Below are 19,793 nucleotides of genomic sequence, written 5' to 3' on the forward strand. Positions count from 1 at the left end.
GAAGGTTTTTCTTAGTATAATTTAATAATTTTAAGACTATATGTTAAGTTCTTTACTTACATATAGTCTTTTTATTTTAGTCCATATTTTAAGTGCGTGATGATTTCTAGTTATATATTCAGACATAATTTAATTTTACAAAGGGTTTCTATTATTTATTCAATAATAAAAAATGGTTAGCTAAAATAAGAACAGTGATAAATAGTTTAATTGTAAATCAATTCTAAGTGTAATATACTTATAATATATATTATAAAATTTTAAGATTCGAGCTATATTAATTTAGTGATTTATTCTTTAGATGAATTTAGATTAGTTTATATGTTTATTTAAAGGTTAACATTAACTTATAATATGGCTAATATTTAAGAATAGGTTAAATAAATTGTATGTATTTATTTATTAAAAGGGAAGTTGGGTTTAAATCCCACGCGGTCCCGCCGCTGTAATAGAAGAGTTTTTTGTAACTTAAGCCACTGAAATATAGAATTTTGGGAAGGCTACAAAAAATGATGACACTTGAGCCAGAAGACCTGCCTATTTTTAAAACATCAAGATCCTACGGGAAATAGGAGGTGTTGTGCTTTGGTAAGTTATATTTTTTTTGAATTTGTATAACCCCTAGATGCAATGTCTAGGGGTTATTATTTTTAGAGTCAATTTTTTAAATTAGGCTATGTCTTAGATAAATGTTGATTATTTTACAATGGGGATACAAAAATAAAATATAATTTAAGGAGTAGAATTATTATGTCAAAAAAGAATCAAGTATTTATAGGATTTTTATTAATGTTTTTATTAATACCTACAAGTGTTTCAGCTATGCATATTATGGAAGGGTTTTTACAACCTAAGTGGTGTATAGCATGGGGAGTTATAACTATACCATTTATTGTCTTAGGAATTTTCTCAATAAAGAAAACGGTTAGTAACAATCCAAGGTTGAAGATATTATTAGCTATGGCAGGCGCATATGCTTTTGTTTTATCAGCTCTTAAATTGCCATCAGTTACAGGAAGTTGTTCTCACCCAACAGGGGTCGGCCTTGCAGCTATATTATTTGGCCCTACAGCGGCTTCAGTTTTAGGACTTATAGTTCTTTTATTCCAGGCATTACTTTTAGCACATGGTGGACTTACTACTCTTGGTGCAAATACTTTTTCAATGGCAGTAGTTGGACCTTTAGTATCATATGGACTTTATAAGTTAGTGAAGAAACTAAATGGACCAACTTGGTTAGGTGTATTTTTAGCTGCATCTCTTGGGGACTTAGCAACATATATGGTTACATCAATTCAATTAGGATTAGCATTCCCAGCAGAAGTTGGAGGTATCATGGCTTCAGTTATGAAGTTTATGGGTATATTTGCAGTTACACAAATTCCTTTAGCTATAAGTGAGGGAATATTAACAGTAGTAATATTTAATGCAATAGAGAACTATGCAAAAGATGATTTAATGGACCTTAATATTCTTTCAAGGGAGGTAAAGTAATGAAAAATAAAAGAGTGTTAACTAATGTCATATTAATTTTATTAGTAGTAGCTATTACTATAATTCCTTTCTTTGTAACTAAGGATGCTGAGTTTGGTGGAGCTGATGGACAAGCTGAAGAAGCTATAACTCAAATAGATGAAAATTATGAACCTTGGTTTTCACCAATGTTTGAGCCAGCCAGTGGAGAAATAGAAAGCTTATTATTTGCGCTTCAAGCAGCTATAGGAGCAGGAGTAATTGGGTTTGGTTTTGGATATTTAAAGGGTAAAAAGAAAGTAGAAGAAGAATCTAAATGATAAATATTGATAAATATGCTTATGCATCTAAACTAAAGAATATTAATCCTATGGAAAAAATATTTTTTGCAATATTAACTCTAAGCGTATGTTTATGGGCTAATAATTTAGTCGTTTCATTGTTTATAATAACAATAATGGCTTTCCTAATTATAAGAATAGGGGGAACTAATTGGAAAGAATTTTTGAGACTTATGATAATTCCGACAGGATTTTTAGTAATTAGTATTATTACTATAGTAATAAATTATTCCTCTAATAGAGGAGATTTAATATATTCTATTAAGCTTTTTCATGGGTGGATTGGAATTTCTAAAAATGGTGTCTATGAAGGAATAAATATGTTTTTTAAGGTACTAGGAGCTTTAAGTTCACTTTACTTTATATCATTAACAACTCCAATGATTGATGTTATATCAGTTTTAAAGAAATTTAGAATTCCAGATTTTCTAATAGAAATAATAGGATTAGTATATAGATTTATATTTATTCTTCTAGAAACTTCTCAAACAATGTTTATATCTCAAAATTCTAGATTAGGATATAGAGATACAAGAACATCATTTAAGTCACTAGGAGCATTAGCTGCTACTCTTTTTATACGTTCATTTAAGAGAGCTAATGATTTATATATATCTTTAGAATCAAGAGGATACAACGGAGAATTAAATGTTTTGCAAGAACAATTTAAAAAGAGAAATTATTTATATGGTGTAGCTATAGCAATTAATTTAATATTAATAATAATAACTATTTTTATTAATTAGAGCAGGAGGAAGTTATGGAGGAATATATACTACAAATACAAGAATTAAATTATAACTATTCAGATGGTACTCATGCTCTAAAAGGCATAAACATGAATATAAAAAAAGGTGAAATAACTGCTATACTTGGAGGCAATGGAGTTGGTAAGTCTACTTTGTTTCAAAACTTGAATGGAATATTGAAACCTTCTTCAGGAAAAATATTATTTGAAGGAAAGCCTATTGAATACTCTAGAAAAAGTCTTATGAAATTAAGAGAGAATGTAGGGATTGTTTTTCAAGATCCAGATAATCAGCTTTTTTCAGCAAGTGTTTATCAAGATGTGTCTTTTGGAGCTGTAAACATGAAGCTACCTGAGGATATAGTAAGAAAAAGAGTTGAAAATGCTTTGAAAAGGACAGGGATAGAAAGTTTGAAGGATAAGCCAACTCATTGTTTAAGCTTTGGACAAAAGAAGAGGGTGGCCATTGCTGGAGTTTTAGTTATGGAGCCTAAGGTGTTAATTCTAGATGAGCCAACTGCTGGACTAGATCCTATGGGAGTTTCTGAAATAATGAAGCTACTAGTTGAAATGCAGAAGGAATTAGGTATAACAATAATAATAGCTACACACGACATAGATATAGTACCTCTATATTGTAAAAACGTATATGTCATGAAAGAGGGAAAAGTAATTTTAAGTGGAAGTCCAAGTAAGGTATTTGGTCAAAAAGAAACTATACGAAAAGTAAATCTCAGATTACCTAGAATAGGACATTTAATTGAGATATTAAGTGAAAAAGACGACTTTGCACTTGATAAGTTGTCCCTAACAATAGGGGAAGCAAGAAAGTCATTAAATAACTGGAAAGATAAAGTCTTAATGAAATAGAAAAAGAGCTATATCAAAACTTAATAATAAAATTTGCAAACACATATTATTTGCAAGTTTTATTAAAAGGTTGTTTTGATATAGCTCTTTATTTATTAAAAATATTGATTTCATTATGTTATTTGAAACTTAAGAAACCTAACTATCACTAGTAATTCCATCTTTATATTTTATTTTATAGAATAAAATTATTACTGCAAAAACTAAAGTACATATATTAGCTAGAATTACTGCTGAATCATCTATTATTAAACCATGTATTATCCAAAGAAACACTCCAACAGTAAATAATGAATACATTATAAGTGATATACCTGATGTGTCCTTTGTTTTTATAATCTTTATAGCTTGAGGAACAAAGGATACTGTAGTCAATATGGCAGCTATTGAACCAATCATAAAAAATCTCCTTACCATTTAATAAATTTATTACCCACTATTAATCTATAGATTTAAGATATGTAAGTCAATAATAATTCATGTGTGAAATTTCACGAGTTTTGGGAAAAAGTTGCAGTCTTATGAAATAAGGCACAGAGTGAATTTGAAGTATTGTAAATGTTATCATGAGTTGATATTATTTAATTAACAAATCGTACAAGAAAAGTTCATCAAAATAAATAATATATGAACTGTACTTGGACTTATAAAAATATAACTTAAGTATTTATATCAAATACTTAAGTTAAAGGGTAATAATAGGATTTATAAAATTTGTGAGGTGGTAAAGGTATGATGCAAAAAATTCAAAGATTTGGAGCTGCGATGTTTACACCAGTTTTACTATTTGCTTTCGCAGGTATAACAGTAGGACTTTGTATTCTATTCAAGAATCCAGAGATAATTGGACCAATTGCAAATGAAGGTACTTTATGGTATCAAATTTGGACTCTTATTGAAGAGGGTGGATGGACAGTATTTAGACAACTTCCATTGTTATTCGTTGTTGGATTACCAATAGCGTTAGCTAAAAAGGCTCAAGCAAGAGCATGTATGGAAGCTTTAGTCATATATTTAACTTTCAACTATTTTGTTGCTTCAATGTTAACTATGTGGGGTGGATTCTTCGGAGTTGATTTTGCACAAGAAGTTGGAGGAGTAAGTGGATTAACTACTATTGCAGGTATCAAGACTTTTGATACAGGTATGATAGGAGCAATTATTATTGCTGGAATAGCAGTATGGGTACATAATCGTTTCTTTGATACAGAATTACCAGAATGGTTAGGAATATTTAGAGGATCAACTTTTGTATATATGATTGGATTCTTTGTAATGATTCCAGTTGCATTTATATTCTGTTTATTATGGCCAAAAGTTCAAGCAGGTATAAACTCACTACAAGGGTTCTTGGCTTCATCAGGTATAGTAGGGGTTTGGATATACACATTCCTTGAACGTATATTAATTCCAACAGGATTACATCACTTTATATATGGACCATTTATTTTTGGACCAGCTGTTGTAGATGGTGGAATAGCTACATATTGGCCACAACATTTAGCTCAATATGCTATGTCACAACAAAGCTTAACAGAATTATTCCCAGCAGGGGCATTTGCATTACATGGTCATTCAAAAATCTTTGGATCAATTGGTATAGCATTAGCACTTTATGTAACTGCTAAACCAAATAAAAAGAAAGTTGTTGCAGGTTTATTAATTCCAGCAACATTAACAGCAATCTTAGCTGGTATTACAGAACCACTTGAGTTTACATTCTTATTCGTAGCACCAATATTATTTGCTATACATGCAGCATTAGCAGCTACATTAGCAGCTACAGAGTTTGCATTTGGAGTTTCAGGTAACTTTGGTGGAGGAATAATAGACTGGTTAGCTCAAAACTGGATACCACTAGCTCAAAATCATTGGCAAACATACTTAATTCAAATAGCTATAGGGTTATGTTTCTCAGCAATATACTTCTTCGTATTTAGATTTGTAATCTTAAAAATGAACTTAAAAACTCCAGGTAGAGAAGATGATGATGAAGAAACTAAATTATATACTAAAGCTGATTACAAAGCTAAAAAAGGTGATGACTCAAATGGAGGTAACTCAGGTAAGAGCAAAACAGCCCAAAAAGCAGAGTTAATATTAATAGCTTTAGGTGGAAAAGAAAATATAGTAGATGTCACAAACTGTGCAACTCGTCTTCGTTTAACAGTTAAGGATGAAACGAAGTTAGATAAAGATGCAGCATTTAAGGCTGCTGGAGCACATGGTATTGTTAGAAATGGTAAGGCTATTCAAGTAATAATCGGATTATCAGTACCAGAAGTAAGAGATGAATTTGAATCTTTACTTTAATATAAATTAAAATAAGCTAGTTATAAAATTTTATATAATTAAATTAAACTCAAATACCTAAACACCACAGAGATAAATTCTCCGTGGTGTTTTACTTTAAATATATATGAGAAAATTACACTATATTGATATTTATTAAGTTACTTATAAAAATTTATATTTTTAGCCAAAGTTTGTATAAACTATAGAGATAGAGAGATTTTATTAGTATTTTTAAATAGAGTGTTATTACATTATGATTCAAAAATGGAAGAACTATGTTATCATATAAGTTAAGAATATAGTTTATAAAAATATATTTAAGTGTTTTGTTTGGATATATTATTTTTATATTAAAAGAGTTTGCGTTGAAGGTTAGACATATTATTGTTGGAGGTATATTATGAGGTTAGAAGAGCTTGTTAATAAACATTATGACAAATTAAATCATAGTGATTTACACATTTGGAAATATGTATATAATCATAAAAAAGACTGCTGTAACTTAACCATTGATGAGTTAGCTAATAGGTGTAATGTCTCTAGAACTACGGTTTTAAGATTTGCACAAAAACTTTCCTTAAAGGGATATAGTGAATTGAAAATTTATTTAAAATGGGAAAGTGAAGATAAGGAGACTGGTGAGCAAGATTATTTAAAAGTAGTTTGTAATGATATTACAAAGTTTATAAATGATATGCAGGAAAAGGATTTTTCAAGTGTATGTAGTCTTATCTATAGTTCTAAAAGAATATTTGTTTATGGTACAGGGGCAGTTCAATCAGCAGTGGCAGCTGAACTTAAAAGAATATTTTTATCAGGGCAAGAATGTATATATAATATACAAGGCGAAGCAGAGGCTGATATGATTTTAAATACAATTAGTGATGATGACTTAATAATATTGATATCATTAACAGGTGAATCTGATCATATAAAAAGATTGGCCAAGCAATTTAAATTAAGAAATGTACCTATAATTTCAATAACAAAACTAAAGAATAACGCTTTAGCTAGGTTAAGTGATGAAAATTTATACATAAATACATCAATGCATGATTTAGGTGGGGGTAAGGAGTATGAATCAACAGCTTTATTCTTTACTTTAGCAGAGATGATATTTTTAAGATACTCAATGTATAAGAATGATATTGAGGCAGAAAATAAGGAATAGAACTTTAGTGCATATTAAATCATTGAGTTATTTTAGAGTATAATTTTGATGTTTTAATATGCCTTTTTATTTTAGCAGTTGTTTTAAGTTAGTGTTGATTTCTAGCTATATCTTTAGGACTAAATTAATTTCACAAAGAGTTTCTATTGCCTAGCTTTTTCTACGATTAAGGGTAGGTGGTTTTTAGGAAGCTTAATTATAAAAATTTAATGGTTAAAGGAGAGAGAATTATGAGAATATTTGAGATTGTTATTGAAGGGTTAGTTTGCATAGCACCTATTATTGCATCTATTTCACTTTTTTATGTTTATAAAAATAGAGTACATAATAAGCGATAATAGACCTAAAATTTAAAGGGAAATTTCACATTTAATGTGACTAATAACAACAAAGAGAGAAAAGTACCTAAAGCCTTCAAATTCGTTGAAAACGTTTTGTAGAATTGTTATTATTCTCTTACAGAAATATTAAGGGAAAAAATGTATATATGAAAATAGGGGGTATAAGGGTTTATGATGCAAAAAATTCAAAGATTTGGGGGCGCAATGTTTACGCCTGTATTACTGTTTGCTTTCTCTGGAATAATGGTAGGCTTAGCAATATTATTTAAGAATCCAGAGATTATGGGAAGTATAGCAGCAGAGGGGAGCACTTGGGTACAAGTATGGACATTGCTAGAAGAAGGTGCTTGGACTGTATTTAGACAGCTACCATTGTTGTTTGTTATTGGTTTACCGATTGGGTTAGCAAAGAAACAGCAAGCTCGTGCTTGTATGGAAGCTTTAGTGGTTTACTTAACGTTCAACTATTTCTTAAGCGCAATTCTTACTATGTGGGGACCGAGTTTTGGAGTTGACTTCGCTCAAGAGGTAGGTGGAAGTTCAGGACTAGCTATGATAGCTGGAATCAAGACTTTAGATACTGGAATGGTTGGTTCAATACTTATTGCAGGGATTGTTGTGTATTTACATGATAAGTTTTTTGATTTTAAGTTACCTGAGTTTTTAGGAACTTTCAAAGGTTCGTCCTTCGTAGTTATGATTTCATTTTTTGTTATGATACCTGTTGCATTTTTAATGGCATTTATTTGGCCAAAAGTTCAAGGTGGAATTGCTCTAATGCAAGGATTTTTAACTTCATCTGGAGTAATAGGAGTTTGGGTTTACACATTCTTAGAAAGATTCTTAATTCCAACGGGATTACATCATTTCATTTATTCACCATTTATATTTGACTCAGCAGTGGTTCAAGGGGGAATAAATGTTTATTGGGCAACTAACTTAGGCGAGTTTGCAAATTCTGCTCAAAGTTTAAGAGAAATGTTCCCAGCAGGTGGATTTGCTCTTCATGGATTATCAAAGGTATTTGGATGTATGGGTATAGCATTAGCTATCTATGCAACTGCTAAGCCTAATAAGAAAAAGGTAGTGGCAGGATTGCTTATTCCAGCTACTCTAACAGCTGTGGTAGCAGGGATAACTGAACCATTAGAGTTTACATTCTTATTTATAGCACCAGCTTTATTCCTAGTTCATTCATTATTAGCAGCAACACTTTCAGCGGTTTCTTTTGCATTTGGTGTTTCAGGTAACTTTGGAGGTGGACTTATAGATTGGGCTGCACTTAACTGGATTCCTTTATTTAAGTATCATGGAGACACATATATAACTCAAATTGTTATTGGTCTAATTTTTGTAGCTATATATTTCTTTATATTTAGATTCTTAATACTTAAATTTAACTTTAAAACTCCAGGTAGAGAAGATGAGAATGAAGAAGCTAAGTTATATACTAAAGCTGATTATAAAAATAGGAAGAATGGAGAGATAAAAGGTGATGATAAAGCTGCTCTGTTCTTAGAGGCCTTGGGTGGAAGTGAAAATATAGTTGATGTTACAAATTGTGCTACTAGATTAAGAATATCTGTTAATGATCCTGATAAAGTTCAAGATCAATCTGTATTTAAACAAGCAGGTGCACATGGGTTGGTTAAGAAGGGAAAGGCTATTCAAGTTATAGTTGGACTTTCTGTACCAAGTGTTAGAGAAGAGTTTGAAAAGTTATTAACTCAAACTAATAAGTAGATATTTCTGTTTTAGTTTTAGAAATTGATAAGTTTTATATAAATAAGGGGGCAGAGTGTAACTTTGCGCTCTTTATTTTTTATATAGAAAAGATATACGAGGAGTTGATTACATGAGAAAATTTGAATTATTACAAAACATTATTGAAGATAATAGAGTTAAGAGCGAAAAAATGGTTGAGTTAATAGATAGAGGTATGTGTGAAAACTTTGTTGAACAAATAAGTAAGAGTAATAGAATATTTATATATGGGAAGGAAATAAGCTCAAATATTATAGGGCAAGAGCTTAAACGAGCATTTACTGCTTTAGGAAAATATGTTTTTGATTTTTACAAAGCTGATGAAATGGATGCAGTATTAAGTCTAATAAGCAAAGATGATTGCATAATAATGATTTCATCAGAAAATACAAATGATTATTTAGAGGAGATAAATGAAAGAGTATCAGGAGAAGATATAGGTAAATTCTTTATTGGAAAAGATAGAGAGAATAGTGTACCAATTTGCACTCCACGCTTAGAAAAAATCGATACATGTCATGATGATTCATATGAAAATGTAAAAGAATATTGTATGTTGGTTGACTTCTTATATGAGTTATGTAGAATGTGAAAAAATAATATATCAGTTTTTAAAAAGAGTATTTATTTTGTGTAAATACTCTTTCTTTTGGCTTAATTACTAAGTTTATACACTGTTAAGTATTTATGTGAAATTTCACATGAAATGAGAGGAGTTACTTATAAGTGATACTATTCCCTAAAGAGTGTGAAAACGTTGTATGTAATAAAAAGCTTTGTTATTATTAAGCCATGGAAAAGAAATAACGAATTTTTAAATAAAACAAATACGTTTTTGAGGGGGAGATTTTTATGAAGAAATTTTCAATTGTTATAGCAGGTGGCGGAAGTACATTTACTCCAGGAATAGTTTTAATGTTATTAGATAACTTAGATAAGTTCCCAATTAGAAAGATTAAATTTTATGACAATGATGCAGAAAGACAAGATACTATAGCTAAAGCTTGTGAAATCTTACTAAGAGAAAGAGCGCCAGAAATTGAGTTCTTAGCAACTGTAGATCCAGAAGAAGCATTTACTGATATAGATTTTGTAATGGCTCATATAAGAGTTGGTAAATATGCCATGAGAGAATTAGATGAGAAAATTCCACTAAGACATGGTGTAGTTGGTCAAGAAACTTGTGGACCAGGAGGAATAGCTTATGGTATGAGATCTATTGGGGGAATATTAGAAATCATAGATTACATGGAAAAATATTCACCAAATGCTTGGATGCTTAACTATTCAAACCCAGCAGCTATAGTTGCTGAAGCTACAAGAAAGTTAAAACCAAATTCAAAGGTTTTAAATATATGTGATATGCCAATAGGCATAGAAACTCATATGGCTCAAATCTTAGGACTAGAATCAAGAAAAGATATGATTGTTAAATACTATGGATTAAATCACTTTGGATGGTGGTCAAGCATAAGAGATAAAGATGGTAATGATTTAATGCCTAGATTAAAAGAGCATGTAGCTAAACATGGTTATATTGTTGATATAGATGAAAATCAACATTCAGAAGCAAGTTGGAATGATACTTTTGCTAAAGCTAAGGATATTTTAGCTGTAGATCCAACTCATTTACCAAACACTTATTTAAAATACTACTTATTCCAAGATTACGTAGTAAATCATTCAGATAAGGAATACACTAGAGCTAATGAAGTTATGGATGGAAGAGAAAAGTTCGTATTTGGAGAATGTAGAAAAGTTGTAGAAAATGGTACTGCTGAAGGTTCAGGATTACACATTGATGAGCATGCTTCATATATAGTTGACTTAGCAAGAGCTATAGCATTCAATACTCAAGAAAGAATGTTATTAATAGTTGAAAATAACGGAGCTATAGAAAACTTTGATAAAACAGCAATGGTTGAAATACCTTGTATAGTTGGTTCAAATGGACCAGAACCATTAGTTATGGGAGATATACCAAGATTCCAAAAAGGATTAATGGAACAACAAGTAGCTGTTGAAAAATTAACTGTTGAAGCTTGGGCTGAACACTCATATCAAAAATTATGGCAAGCAATTACTTTATCAAAAACTGTACCAAGTGCAACAGTTGCAAAAGCTATCTTAGATGATTTAATAGAAGCTAATAAAGACTTTTGGCCAGAATTAAAATAGTTATATGATTCCTTAAAATTTAAAATAAAGTTTTAAAAAAAACACTCGTTTTACAAAAAACGAGTGTTTTCTTTTTTCTTATCCTAAAATGTGAAAAAAATATATATCAAAGTACAAGGATTATATGTAAAATATTACATTTAATGGTATAATATTATTTATAGGGATTTTTAGGGGGGGAGGTTCATGCGATTTAGAGTTATAGAAAATATTGATGATTATTATTGGAAACAAGTATGGGATATTTATAATAGTAATTTTCAAGGTTATCAAAAAAGAAGTTTAGAAATGCAGATAGAAGCTATGAAAAATGAGGATTTTAATTGCCTAGCTGTTTTAGAGAAAAAGAGGGTAATAGGTATTGTATTTTACTGGGATTTAGAAAGTATTAGGTATATAGAACATATAGCTTGGAACTTGAATCTAAAAGGAACTGGGTATGAAAAAAGAATAATCTCTAAGCTTTGCGAAGATAGAATACCAATGATAATAGAATTTGAAAAAAAAGTGGATGATAGTTCCTTAGAGAGATTTTCTAATTATGAGGAGCTTGGATTTAAAAGAAATATTTTTGAGCATAAGAGACCTTGTTATAATAAAGAACATAATGACAAGAGTTTAATTGTTTTGAGTTATCCAAGTAATTTGATATTTGAGGATTATTTATATTTTGATAATATACTAATAAATGAGATAATGAATTATAGAGATGTTTAATATTAGTCTAATCTAATGATAAAATAGATTCAGAAAACCTTGTTAAGGTTAGTGAGTTTTAGGGGTGATTACTATATTTAATATAAATGTATCAGAATTAAATAATTTAGAAATTGATATATATAAATATATATTAAATAATAAAGAGAAAGTAGTATACATGACCATAAGAGAGTTGGCAGATGAAATACATGTTTCAACAGCTACTATATTAAGATTCTGCAAGAAGAATGGGTTTAGTGGTTTTTCTGAATTTAAAACATATATAAAAAACGTAATAAAGGAAGAAAGAACCTCAACTGCTTTTGAAAAAATAGATTCTTTTGATGAATTTTTAAATAATTTAGAAGATATTAATAGTCAGATTGAAAGATTGAGAAAAGTTATAAAGAATAAAGAAACTATATTATTTATTGGAATAGGAAGTTCAGGTGCTATGGCTGCATATGCAGCTAAGTATATGTCTTATTTTGGAAAGTTTTCTATACATATTGACGATCCATTTTATCCGATAAATACTAAGAGTTTAGAAAATACATTAGCAGTAGCTATATCAGTTTCTGGTGAAAATCCATCAGTTATAGGTATGGTTGAAAAGCTAAAGAGTCTAGGGGTAGAAACACTTAGTATAACGAATAAAAAGACTAATACTTTAGCAAGACTTACTGATTACACAATAAATTATTATATAAGTCAGGAAAGATATTATTACGAAAGAGGAAGTTCTTTAGAATATAGTGATATTACATCTCATCTTCCAACGGTGTATATAATTGAAAAAATGGCTAGGCTTTGTAAAGGTAACAAGGTGTTTTAGAAGTGTTACAAGTAACAAAAGAGAGTTACTTGTAACACTTCTTTTTTATACAAACAATTTTAAAACTCTTTGTGATATTATTGCCTTAAGAGATGAAAGGGAGTGTTTTCTTATGAAATATTTAAACCTTGATAGTTTTAATAAAGATTTTTTATGGGGGTCTGCATCTGCTGCTTATCAAGTAGAAGGTGCATGGGATAAAGATGGAAAAGGACCTTCAGTTTGGGATATATATACGAAGATACCAGGAACTACTTTTAAGGGGACAAATGGTGATAAAGCTGTTGATCACTATAATAGATATAAAGAAGATGTAGCTTTAATGAAGGAGATGGGATTGAAGGCATATAGATTTTCTATAAGTTGGTCAAGAATATTTCCAAAGGGATATGGAGAGATAAATGAAAAGGGATTAGAATTCTATAATAATTTAATAGATGAACTTATAAAAAATGATATAGAACCTATTATAACGTTATATCATTGGGATTTACCACAGGCACTTATGGATGAGTATAATGGCTGGGAATCTAGAAAAATAATAGATGACTTTAATAATTATGCTGTCACTTTATTTAAGGCTTTTGGAGATAAAGTAAAGTATTGGGTTACTTTAAATGAGCAAAATGTATTTATAAAGTTAGGTTATGAAATAGCTCTTCACCCTCCTGGAGTTAAGGATGCTAAGAGGATGTATGAGGCAAACCATATAGCAAATTTAGCTAATGCTAAAGTGATAGATTCATTTAGACAACTTGGATTAAAAGGAATGATAGGACCAAGCTTTGCTTATTCTCCAGCATATTATAATTCTCCAAACCCAGAAGATGTTTTAGCAGGAGAAAATGCTGAACTTTTAAATAATGATTGGTGGCTAGAAGTTTATTGTAATGGTAAGTATCCTAAGATAGGTTGGAAATACTTGGCTGAAAGAGGGTTAACACCTACAATAGAAGAGGGAGATTTAGAGCTTCTTAGCAAGGGAAGACCAGATTTTATGGGAGTTAACTACTATCAAACTACTAATTATGAAGAGAATCCTATAGAGGGTGGAACAGGAGTTGGGAACTTTAATACAACAGGAAAAAAAGGAACTACTAAGGATAGTGGAATTCCAGGAGTTTATAAGACTGTTAAGAATAAATACTTAGAAGCAACTGATTGGGATTGGACAATAGACCCAGAGGGATTAAGAATAGGGCTAAGAAGGATAACAGACAGATATGGATTACCTATATTAATAACTGAAAATGGATTAGGAGCTTTTGATACTTTAGAAGATGGCAATGAAATACATGATAAATACAGAATAGATTATTTAGAAGCTCATGTTAAAGCTTGTAAGGAAGCTATAACTGATGGAGTTGATTTAATAGGATATTGTACATGGTCATTTACAGATTTATTAAGTTGGTTAAATGGCTATCAAAAAAGATATGGATTTGTTTATATTGATAGAGATGAAACTGAAAATGGTACCTTAAATAGATATAAGAAAGATAGCTTCTATTGGTATAAGAGTGTTATAGAGAATAATGGAGAAAATATAAAGTAATTAAGTTAAAATTAACAGTAGTTTAAAATCGAGCCAGTAATTAAAAGAAAAATATTAAAAAATTATAAGCCTATAGATATATTTAATTAGTAGTTAGATGTATCTATAGGTTTTATAATTATTATGATTAGAAATTAATGTAAGTAATTGTTGGGATTAACATAAATTTTACACAATTTCTAGTATAATGAAACTATATAATTATGAAGAGGTTATTGATATTTATTATGGAATTTTAAGGGCATGATTATTTAATGGCCATAAATTAAGCTTCATAAATTAATGGTATGGGAGGATTTGTTATGAAAAATATAGATATTGGTAAAAGTGGGTTATTAGCTTCTGAAATATCTTTAGGATGTATGAGAATATCAGAAATGAGTAAGCAAGATGCTAATATACTAATAAATACAGCGTTAGAAGAAGGAATAACTCTTTTTGATCATGCTGATATATATGGAAAGGGAAAATCAGAAGAGGTTTTCTCTAATGCAATTGATATGAATTCAAGTATTAGAGAAAAAATGATAATACAAAGTAAGTGCGGAATTAGACCAGGATTTTTTGATTTTTCTAAGGAGCATATTTTAAATTCTGTTGATGGAATATTAAAAAGATTAAATACAGATTATTTAGATATATTACTACTACATAGACCAGATACGTTAATGGAACCAGAAGAGGTTGCAGAAGCTTTTGAAATATTAAGGGCTAGTGGAAAGGTAAGAAAATTTGGAGTTAGCAATCAAAATCCTATGCAAATTCAGCTTTTAAATAAATATTTAAAAGATAAGATAATAGCTAATCAACTTCAATTAAGTTTAACTAATACAGGAATGATAGATTCAGGGTTAAATGTAAACATGGAGATAGCACCATCAATAGATAGGGATGGAAGCATATTAGAGTTTTGTAGACTAAATGATATAACAATACAACCATGGTCACCATTCCAATATGGATTCTTTGAGGGCGTTTTTTTAGACAATCCTAAATTCAAAGAGTTAAATGATAAAATTGATCAGCTAGCTAATAAATATGAAGTTACTAAAGAAGCTATAGCTATAGCTTGGATATTAAGACATCCTGCTAAGATGCAGCCTATCATAGGAACTACTAATAAGGAGAGAGTTAAAGCCATATGTAAGGCTTCAGAGATAAAATTGAGTAGAGAAGAGTGGTATGAACTCTATAGAGCAGCTGGTAATAAATTACCATAAAGTTTTATTTAAGAATTAAAGAGTTTTTCTATTAATAAACATGAATTTTAAATTTTATTTTTAAATTTTTTAAATAAAAGGATATAAAAAGTATTAAAAATTAAGTAAAAATGAAATAATTTTCCAAAAGATGGTGCTTTATTTAATTAAAGCAATAAAATTTATTTGAAAAATAAATAAATTTTATAAAGTTAACTGGATTAATTATAAAATACTCTTGTGAAATTAATACTTTCTTAATAAGTTGTTGTTTTTTTAGAAAAAATAATATTAAAGTATACTTTATTTTAATAAATACTTATGGTCGAATTTTGTAGTTTGAATATTATTTACTAATTCAATTAATGATTTTAAAATATAATAAAAGACAATTTATTATTTAAAGTTCTATAATTAACCAGTTTATTTTATTTTAGAAAAAATCATTTATAACTTAAAAAAGGTTAATTTGTAAAACTATAATACTATAGGACACTATTAGTTTTAAAAGTGGGGGATGATATTAAAATTAAAAAGGGAGAGTACGATGATATGTTTACAAAGGAGTTAAAAGATCTGTTAGCCGGTTTATATCAAAAATATGGTTGCACTCAGGAAGTTCTTACTCTTAGCAAAATAATTGATAAGATAGTGGTAGAAGAACAAAGCCAAATGTTTGAAAAGTATAAAATGAAAAATAAAAGAGTTTAATCTTATTTAGTAAACCAACATGCCTTGTTAACTCTATTTTAGCTGAATTTTAGGGATGATTTTATTTAGCTAAATATTAAAATTTAGATTAGAGTTTTATAATGATTTTAAATAAAAAGCTATACCAGTGTGGATGAATGGTATAGCTTTAATTTTTTTATTTAAAAGATTTTATGCTATTTAGTCTATCTTGAAGTTTTTGTTCAGGAGATTTTTTAAAATCATATCCATAAACAGCATTTTCAAAGTCACCATAAGTTGGGTTTGGAAGCATTATATATTTAGTTCCAAAGAAATCTTTATTTTCTTTAACTATAGTGTTTCTTTCTTCATTAGACTTTTTATCGTAGCCATTAGGGAAGTCACCTAAGTTATCTCCGCAGTACATAACAAGATTATGATTTTCTCTTATTTTATTCCATCTTTCATCTTTGTTACTTGTATCGGTTTTTAATAATACATGGTCTTTATCAGCATTTACAAAGCCAAGGTCTTGCATATTTTTTAAAGTTGCATCTAATTCTGTTTTTTCACTTCTGTTAGAAACGTAATAAACTTCAAATCCTTTACTTTTGGCGTAATCAGTAAATTCTTTTGCTCCAGCTATTGCAGAAGCATCAGCTTCTTGAACCCATTCACCCCAGTTTTCTTTAGTGTATGTCTCATTATGCTTTATTTGATATCCAGCATGTTTTGAGTTATCAAGTATAGTTTCATCTATATCTAGGGTAACTGCATATGGTTTATCTGTTGGTTCTTTTACGAGTTCATCAACGTATTTCATAGCGGAATTATAAGCTTCATATCTTAATGCATTAACTTCACCAGAATTTTGTTGCCATAAAGTAGCTAGTACATTTCCTCTAACTAATTGTTCAGTAGCATTTTCCTTTGATGTAGCTTCAATTTTAGCTAATTGAGCAGCATCTTGATGATTTTCATATACAAGTGTTCCACCAGTACCAATACCTAAACCTATAATCGCTGATATTACAATTGAAGTAACTTTAGTATTTTTCATAAAATCTCCCTTTCTTTTGTAAAAAATAATATGTATAAAAAGTAAAATTTGTTTACTGTATGTTAACGCTTTCATTATATTGTATGTTTATGGTAAAATCAAGTAGTAAGATTAAAATGCCATAAAATATTTTTATTGTTAGTTTATATTTAATATCATTAAGTGTATAATTATAAAGTATATATTTGTTATTAATGTTATTACTTGAGAAAAATTGGCGTATTAACAGGAGGTTGAAATGAGAAGAGAAACTATAAAAAAAGCTATCATACCAGCAGCTGGACTGGGAACAAGATTTTTACCAGCAACTAAAGCACAGCCAAAGGAAATGTTGCCTATAGTTGATAAGCCAACTATTCAGTACATTATTGAGGAAGCAGTAGCTTCGGGAATAGAAGAAATATTAATAGTAACAGGAAGAAATAAAAAATGTATTGAAGATCATTTTGATAAGTCAGTAGAACTTGAATATGAACTTGAGAAAGCTGGCAAAAGTGAGCTTTTAGATTTAGTTAAAGATATTACTGATTTAGTTGATATACATTATATAAGACAAAAGGAGCCAAGAGGTTTAGGGCATGCTATAAATTGTGCTAGAACATTTGTAGGTGATGAGCCATTTGCAGTACTTTTAGGGGATGACGTAGTTTATAATGAGAATAAGCCATGTCTAAAGCAATTAATAGATTGTTATAGTGAATACCATACAAGTATATTAGGTGTACAAACTGTACCAGAAAATGATGTTAATAAATATGGTATAGTTAATGGAATACATATTGAAGACGATGTATATAAAGTTACTGGATTAGTAGAAAAACCAGATGTAGATAAAGCACCATCTAATATAGCTATATTAGGTAGATATATTTTAACACCAAAAATATTTGAGATATTAGAAAGTACAGAGCCAGGAAAAGGTGGAGAAATTCAGCTTACAGATGCATTATTAAAACTTTTAGATTATGAGGCTATATATGCATATAATTTCGAAGGAAAGAGATATGATGTTGGTGATAAATTAGGGTTCTTAAAAGCAACAGTAGAGTATGCTTTAAGAAAACCAGAGCTTAAGGATGGATTTACTGATTATTTAAGAGGAATAATAGAATAACTAATTTAGAAATTAGTGTAGAGAAAAGACTAGTTGATTATATACTGAATTAATTTATGTATAATCGACTAGTCTTTATTATTATTTGGTTATATGTAATTCATTGGATTTACATGTTGACCGTTTATTCTTATTTCAAAGTGGGCATGAGGTCCAGTACTGTATCCAGTTGAACCAACTAAAGACACTACTTGTCCTTGTTTTACCCTTTGTCCTGCTGAAACATTAAGTGAAGAGGCATGAGCATATAATGTACTATATCCACCACCGTGGTCTATAATGACCATATTTCCATAGGCAGGATGATATTCAGCAGTTGTAACTATACCATCCTTAGAAGCATAGAATGGAGCGCCAGCAGGGGCAGCGAAGTCTACACCTGTATGAACTTTATATTGGCCTGTTACAGGATGAACTCTAGGACCATAAGAACTTGTTATTGTTGAAGAATCAACAGGTCTTATGAAACCACTAGAAACATTATTAGATGATCCATCAGTAGATGAACCGCCTGAATTATCAACACTTCCTGAATTAGTAGCGTCATCACTTGTAGATGAAGTTGAGAAATATGATTGTATTTCCTTTTCAATTTCATCTTCCCTATTAGCTAATTCTCTTAACTCAGCATTTTTATCAGATTCTAAACTTTCTAATTCATCTAGTTGTGACTTATAAGTATTAAGAGTTTCTTCGTGTTCAGCTTTTACAACATTTAAACTTTCTTCTTTAGATACAAGTTCATTTTTCTTTTGATCTAAAGTTTTTTTAGAACTTTCAAGTTGAGCTTGTCTACTTTCTAATTCTGATTGAAGAGCTTCAACTTCAGCAATCAATTCATTGTCGGTTTTAACAAGCAATTGTATATTAGTTATGTTAGATAATAGCTCACTAATACTTTGAGATTCTAAAACTATGTAAAGAAATTTGTTGCTTAAATTTGATTTATAAACATTTCTAAGTCTTTCGCCTAATATGTCTTGTTTAAGTTGTTTTTCCTTCTCAGCAGAAGCTATTTCTTTAGTGTTTTCTTCTATTGAGTTTTTTACTTGATTTATTTCTGAATCTGTTTCTGAAATTTCATTATGTAAAGTATCAATTTTATTTTCATATTCATTAACTTTAGCTTGGGCAGAATTAACTTCTGTCTCTTTAGCAGCTATTTTATCTTTTATTTCATCGAGTTTTCCCTTTTGAACTTTTTTCTCTTCTGTAATATGTCTTTTCTCTTCCTGCAATTTATTAACTTCGGGATTAGCTTTTACATGTATAGGAGCAGCAAGTGCACTAACAATTAAAAAGCTACTCATAAACAAAGATATTACCTTAAGTTTATTCATTTAATCACCTATCTTTAATATATTTTTCGAGAATTTAATAGCAATTTCATCAAATTATACCCTAAAAATAAGTGGTATAACCACAAACATTTTGAAAACATTTATAAATAAAATTAATAAACAATGAATATTTTTTTA

18 protein-coding genes and 1 riboswitch are annotated in these 19,793 nt (G+C 29.4%); of the genes, 15 read left to right on the forward strand and 3 right to left on the reverse strand.

The window, feature by feature from the left end; translation table 11 throughout:
• The first annotated feature begins 356 nt into the window (after positions 1 to 356).
• A riboswitch (cobalamin riboswitch) is annotated at positions 357 to 555 on the forward strand.
• Between the two features lie 195 nt (positions 556 to 750).
• The 4 genes from ACQZHJ_RS01345 to ACQZHJ_RS01360 are packed head-to-tail and all read left to right on the forward strand — an operon-like array spanning position 751 to position 3,432.
• The gene (locus tag ACQZHJ_RS01345; protein WP_430483758.1) at positions 751 to 1,494 is read left to right on the forward strand and encodes an energy-coupling factor ABC transporter permease; all 744 of its coding nucleotides are present in this window, start codon (positions 751 to 753) and stop codon (positions 1,492 to 1,494) included.
• On the forward strand, positions 1,494 to 1,793 hold the full coding sequence (locus ACQZHJ_RS01350) for an energy-coupling factor ABC transporter substrate-binding protein (protein WP_430483759.1): 300 nt from the start codon (positions 1,494 to 1,496) through the stop codon (positions 1,791 to 1,793). The genes ACQZHJ_RS01345 and ACQZHJ_RS01350 overlap by 1 nt, the downstream gene beginning before the upstream one ends.
• Positions 1,790 to 2,560: a cobalt ECF transporter T component CbiQ gene (gene cbiQ, locus ACQZHJ_RS01355; protein ID WP_430483760.1), complete on the forward strand. Its 771-nt coding sequence runs from the start codon at positions 1,790 to 1,792 to the stop codon at positions 2,558 to 2,560. The genes ACQZHJ_RS01350 and cbiQ overlap by 4 nt, the downstream gene beginning before the upstream one ends.
• A gap of 14 nt (positions 2,561 to 2,574) precedes the next feature.
• Positions 2,575 to 3,432, forward strand: coding sequence for an ATP-binding cassette domain-containing protein (locus ACQZHJ_RS01360; RefSeq protein ID WP_430483761.1), 858 nt, complete (start codon positions 2,575 to 2,577; stop codon positions 3,430 to 3,432).
• 138 nt (positions 3,433 to 3,570) lie between these two features.
• Here ACQZHJ_RS01360 and ACQZHJ_RS01365 read toward each other — a convergent pair whose 3' ends face one another.
• Complete coding sequence (locus ACQZHJ_RS01365) at positions 3,571 to 3,831, reverse strand: SemiSWEET transporter (protein ID WP_430483762.1); 261 nt, start codon at positions 3,829 to 3,831, stop codon at positions 3,571 to 3,573.
• Positions 3,832 to 4,164: 333 nt separating this feature from the next.
• Here ACQZHJ_RS01365 and ACQZHJ_RS01370 point away from each other — a divergent pair, with 333 nt between their 5' ends.
• The 10 genes from ACQZHJ_RS01370 (at position 4,165) to ACQZHJ_RS01415 (ending at position 16,180) form a co-directional block, all read left to right on the forward strand.
• The gene (locus ACQZHJ_RS01370) at positions 4,165 to 5,745 is read left to right on the forward strand and encodes an alpha-glucoside-specific PTS transporter subunit IIBC (protein ID WP_430483763.1); all 1,581 of its coding nucleotides are present in this window, start codon (positions 4,165 to 4,167) and stop codon (positions 5,743 to 5,745) included.
• A 382-nt stretch (positions 5,746 to 6,127) separates the two neighbouring features.
• Positions 6,128 to 6,898, forward strand: coding sequence for a MurR/RpiR family transcriptional regulator (locus ACQZHJ_RS01375; protein WP_430483764.1), 771 nt, complete (start codon positions 6,128 to 6,130; stop codon positions 6,896 to 6,898).
• A gap of 512 nt (positions 6,899 to 7,410) precedes the next feature.
• Complete coding sequence (locus tag ACQZHJ_RS01380; RefSeq protein WP_430483765.1) at positions 7,411 to 8,982, forward strand: alpha-glucoside-specific PTS transporter subunit IIBC; 1,572 nt, start codon at positions 7,411 to 7,413, stop codon at positions 8,980 to 8,982.
• A 112-nt stretch (positions 8,983 to 9,094) separates the two neighbouring features.
• Positions 9,095 to 9,595: an SIS domain-containing protein gene (locus ACQZHJ_RS01385; RefSeq protein WP_430483766.1), complete on the forward strand. Its 501-nt coding sequence runs from the start codon at positions 9,095 to 9,097 to the stop codon at positions 9,593 to 9,595.
• A gap of 260 nt (positions 9,596 to 9,855) precedes the next feature.
• Positions 9,856 to 11,181, forward strand: coding sequence for a 6-phospho-alpha-glucosidase (locus tag ACQZHJ_RS01390; protein WP_430483767.1), 1,326 nt, complete (start codon positions 9,856 to 9,858; stop codon positions 11,179 to 11,181).
• A gap of 186 nt (positions 11,182 to 11,367) precedes the next feature.
• Entirely contained in the window at positions 11,368 to 11,898 is a 531-nt protein-coding gene (locus tag ACQZHJ_RS01395) for a hypothetical protein (protein ID WP_430483768.1), read from the forward strand.
• A 64-nt stretch (positions 11,899 to 11,962) separates the two neighbouring features.
• Complete coding sequence (locus ACQZHJ_RS01400) at positions 11,963 to 12,715, forward strand: MurR/RpiR family transcriptional regulator (RefSeq protein ID WP_430483769.1); 753 nt, start codon at positions 11,963 to 11,965, stop codon at positions 12,713 to 12,715.
• Positions 12,716 to 12,827: 112 nt separating this feature from the next.
• On the forward strand, positions 12,828 to 14,270 hold the full coding sequence (locus ACQZHJ_RS01405) for a glycoside hydrolase family 1 protein (RefSeq protein WP_430483770.1): 1,443 nt from the start codon (positions 12,828 to 12,830) through the stop codon (positions 14,268 to 14,270).
• Between the two features lie 302 nt (positions 14,271 to 14,572).
• Positions 14,573 to 15,490 (forward strand): aldo/keto reductase, encoded by a 918-nt coding sequence (locus ACQZHJ_RS01410; RefSeq protein WP_430483771.1) that lies wholly within the window; start codon positions 14,573 to 14,575, stop codon positions 15,488 to 15,490.
• Between the two features lie 489 nt (positions 15,491 to 15,979).
• Positions 15,980 to 16,180 (forward strand): hypothetical protein, encoded by a 201-nt coding sequence (locus ACQZHJ_RS01415; RefSeq protein WP_430483772.1) that lies wholly within the window; start codon positions 15,980 to 15,982, stop codon positions 16,178 to 16,180.
• A 157-nt stretch (positions 16,181 to 16,337) separates the two neighbouring features.
• Here ACQZHJ_RS01415 and ACQZHJ_RS01420 read toward each other — a convergent pair whose 3' ends face one another.
• Positions 16,338 to 17,201, reverse strand: coding sequence for a 5'-nucleotidase, lipoprotein e(P4) family (locus ACQZHJ_RS01420; protein WP_430483774.1), 864 nt, complete (start codon positions 17,199 to 17,201; stop codon positions 16,338 to 16,340).
• A gap of 238 nt (positions 17,202 to 17,439) precedes the next feature.
• Here ACQZHJ_RS01420 and galU point away from each other — a divergent pair, with 238 nt between their 5' ends.
• Positions 17,440 to 18,315, forward strand: a complete 876-nt coding sequence (galU, locus tag ACQZHJ_RS01425; RefSeq protein ID WP_430483775.1) for a UTP--glucose-1-phosphate uridylyltransferase GalU — start codon at positions 17,440 to 17,442, stop codon at positions 18,313 to 18,315.
• Positions 18,316 to 18,404: 89 nt separating this feature from the next.
• Here the strand turns inward: galU and ACQZHJ_RS01430 are convergent, their stop codons facing one another.
• Entirely contained in the window at positions 18,405 to 19,655 is a 1,251-nt protein-coding gene (locus tag ACQZHJ_RS01430) for a murein hydrolase activator EnvC family protein (RefSeq protein WP_430483776.1), read from the reverse strand.
• Positions 19,656 to 19,793: the final 138 nt, after the last annotated feature.

Source organism: Clostridium sp. B9 (genome assembly GCF_050509515.1).
GTDB lineage: Bacteria > Bacillota > Clostridia > Clostridiales > Clostridiaceae > Sarcina.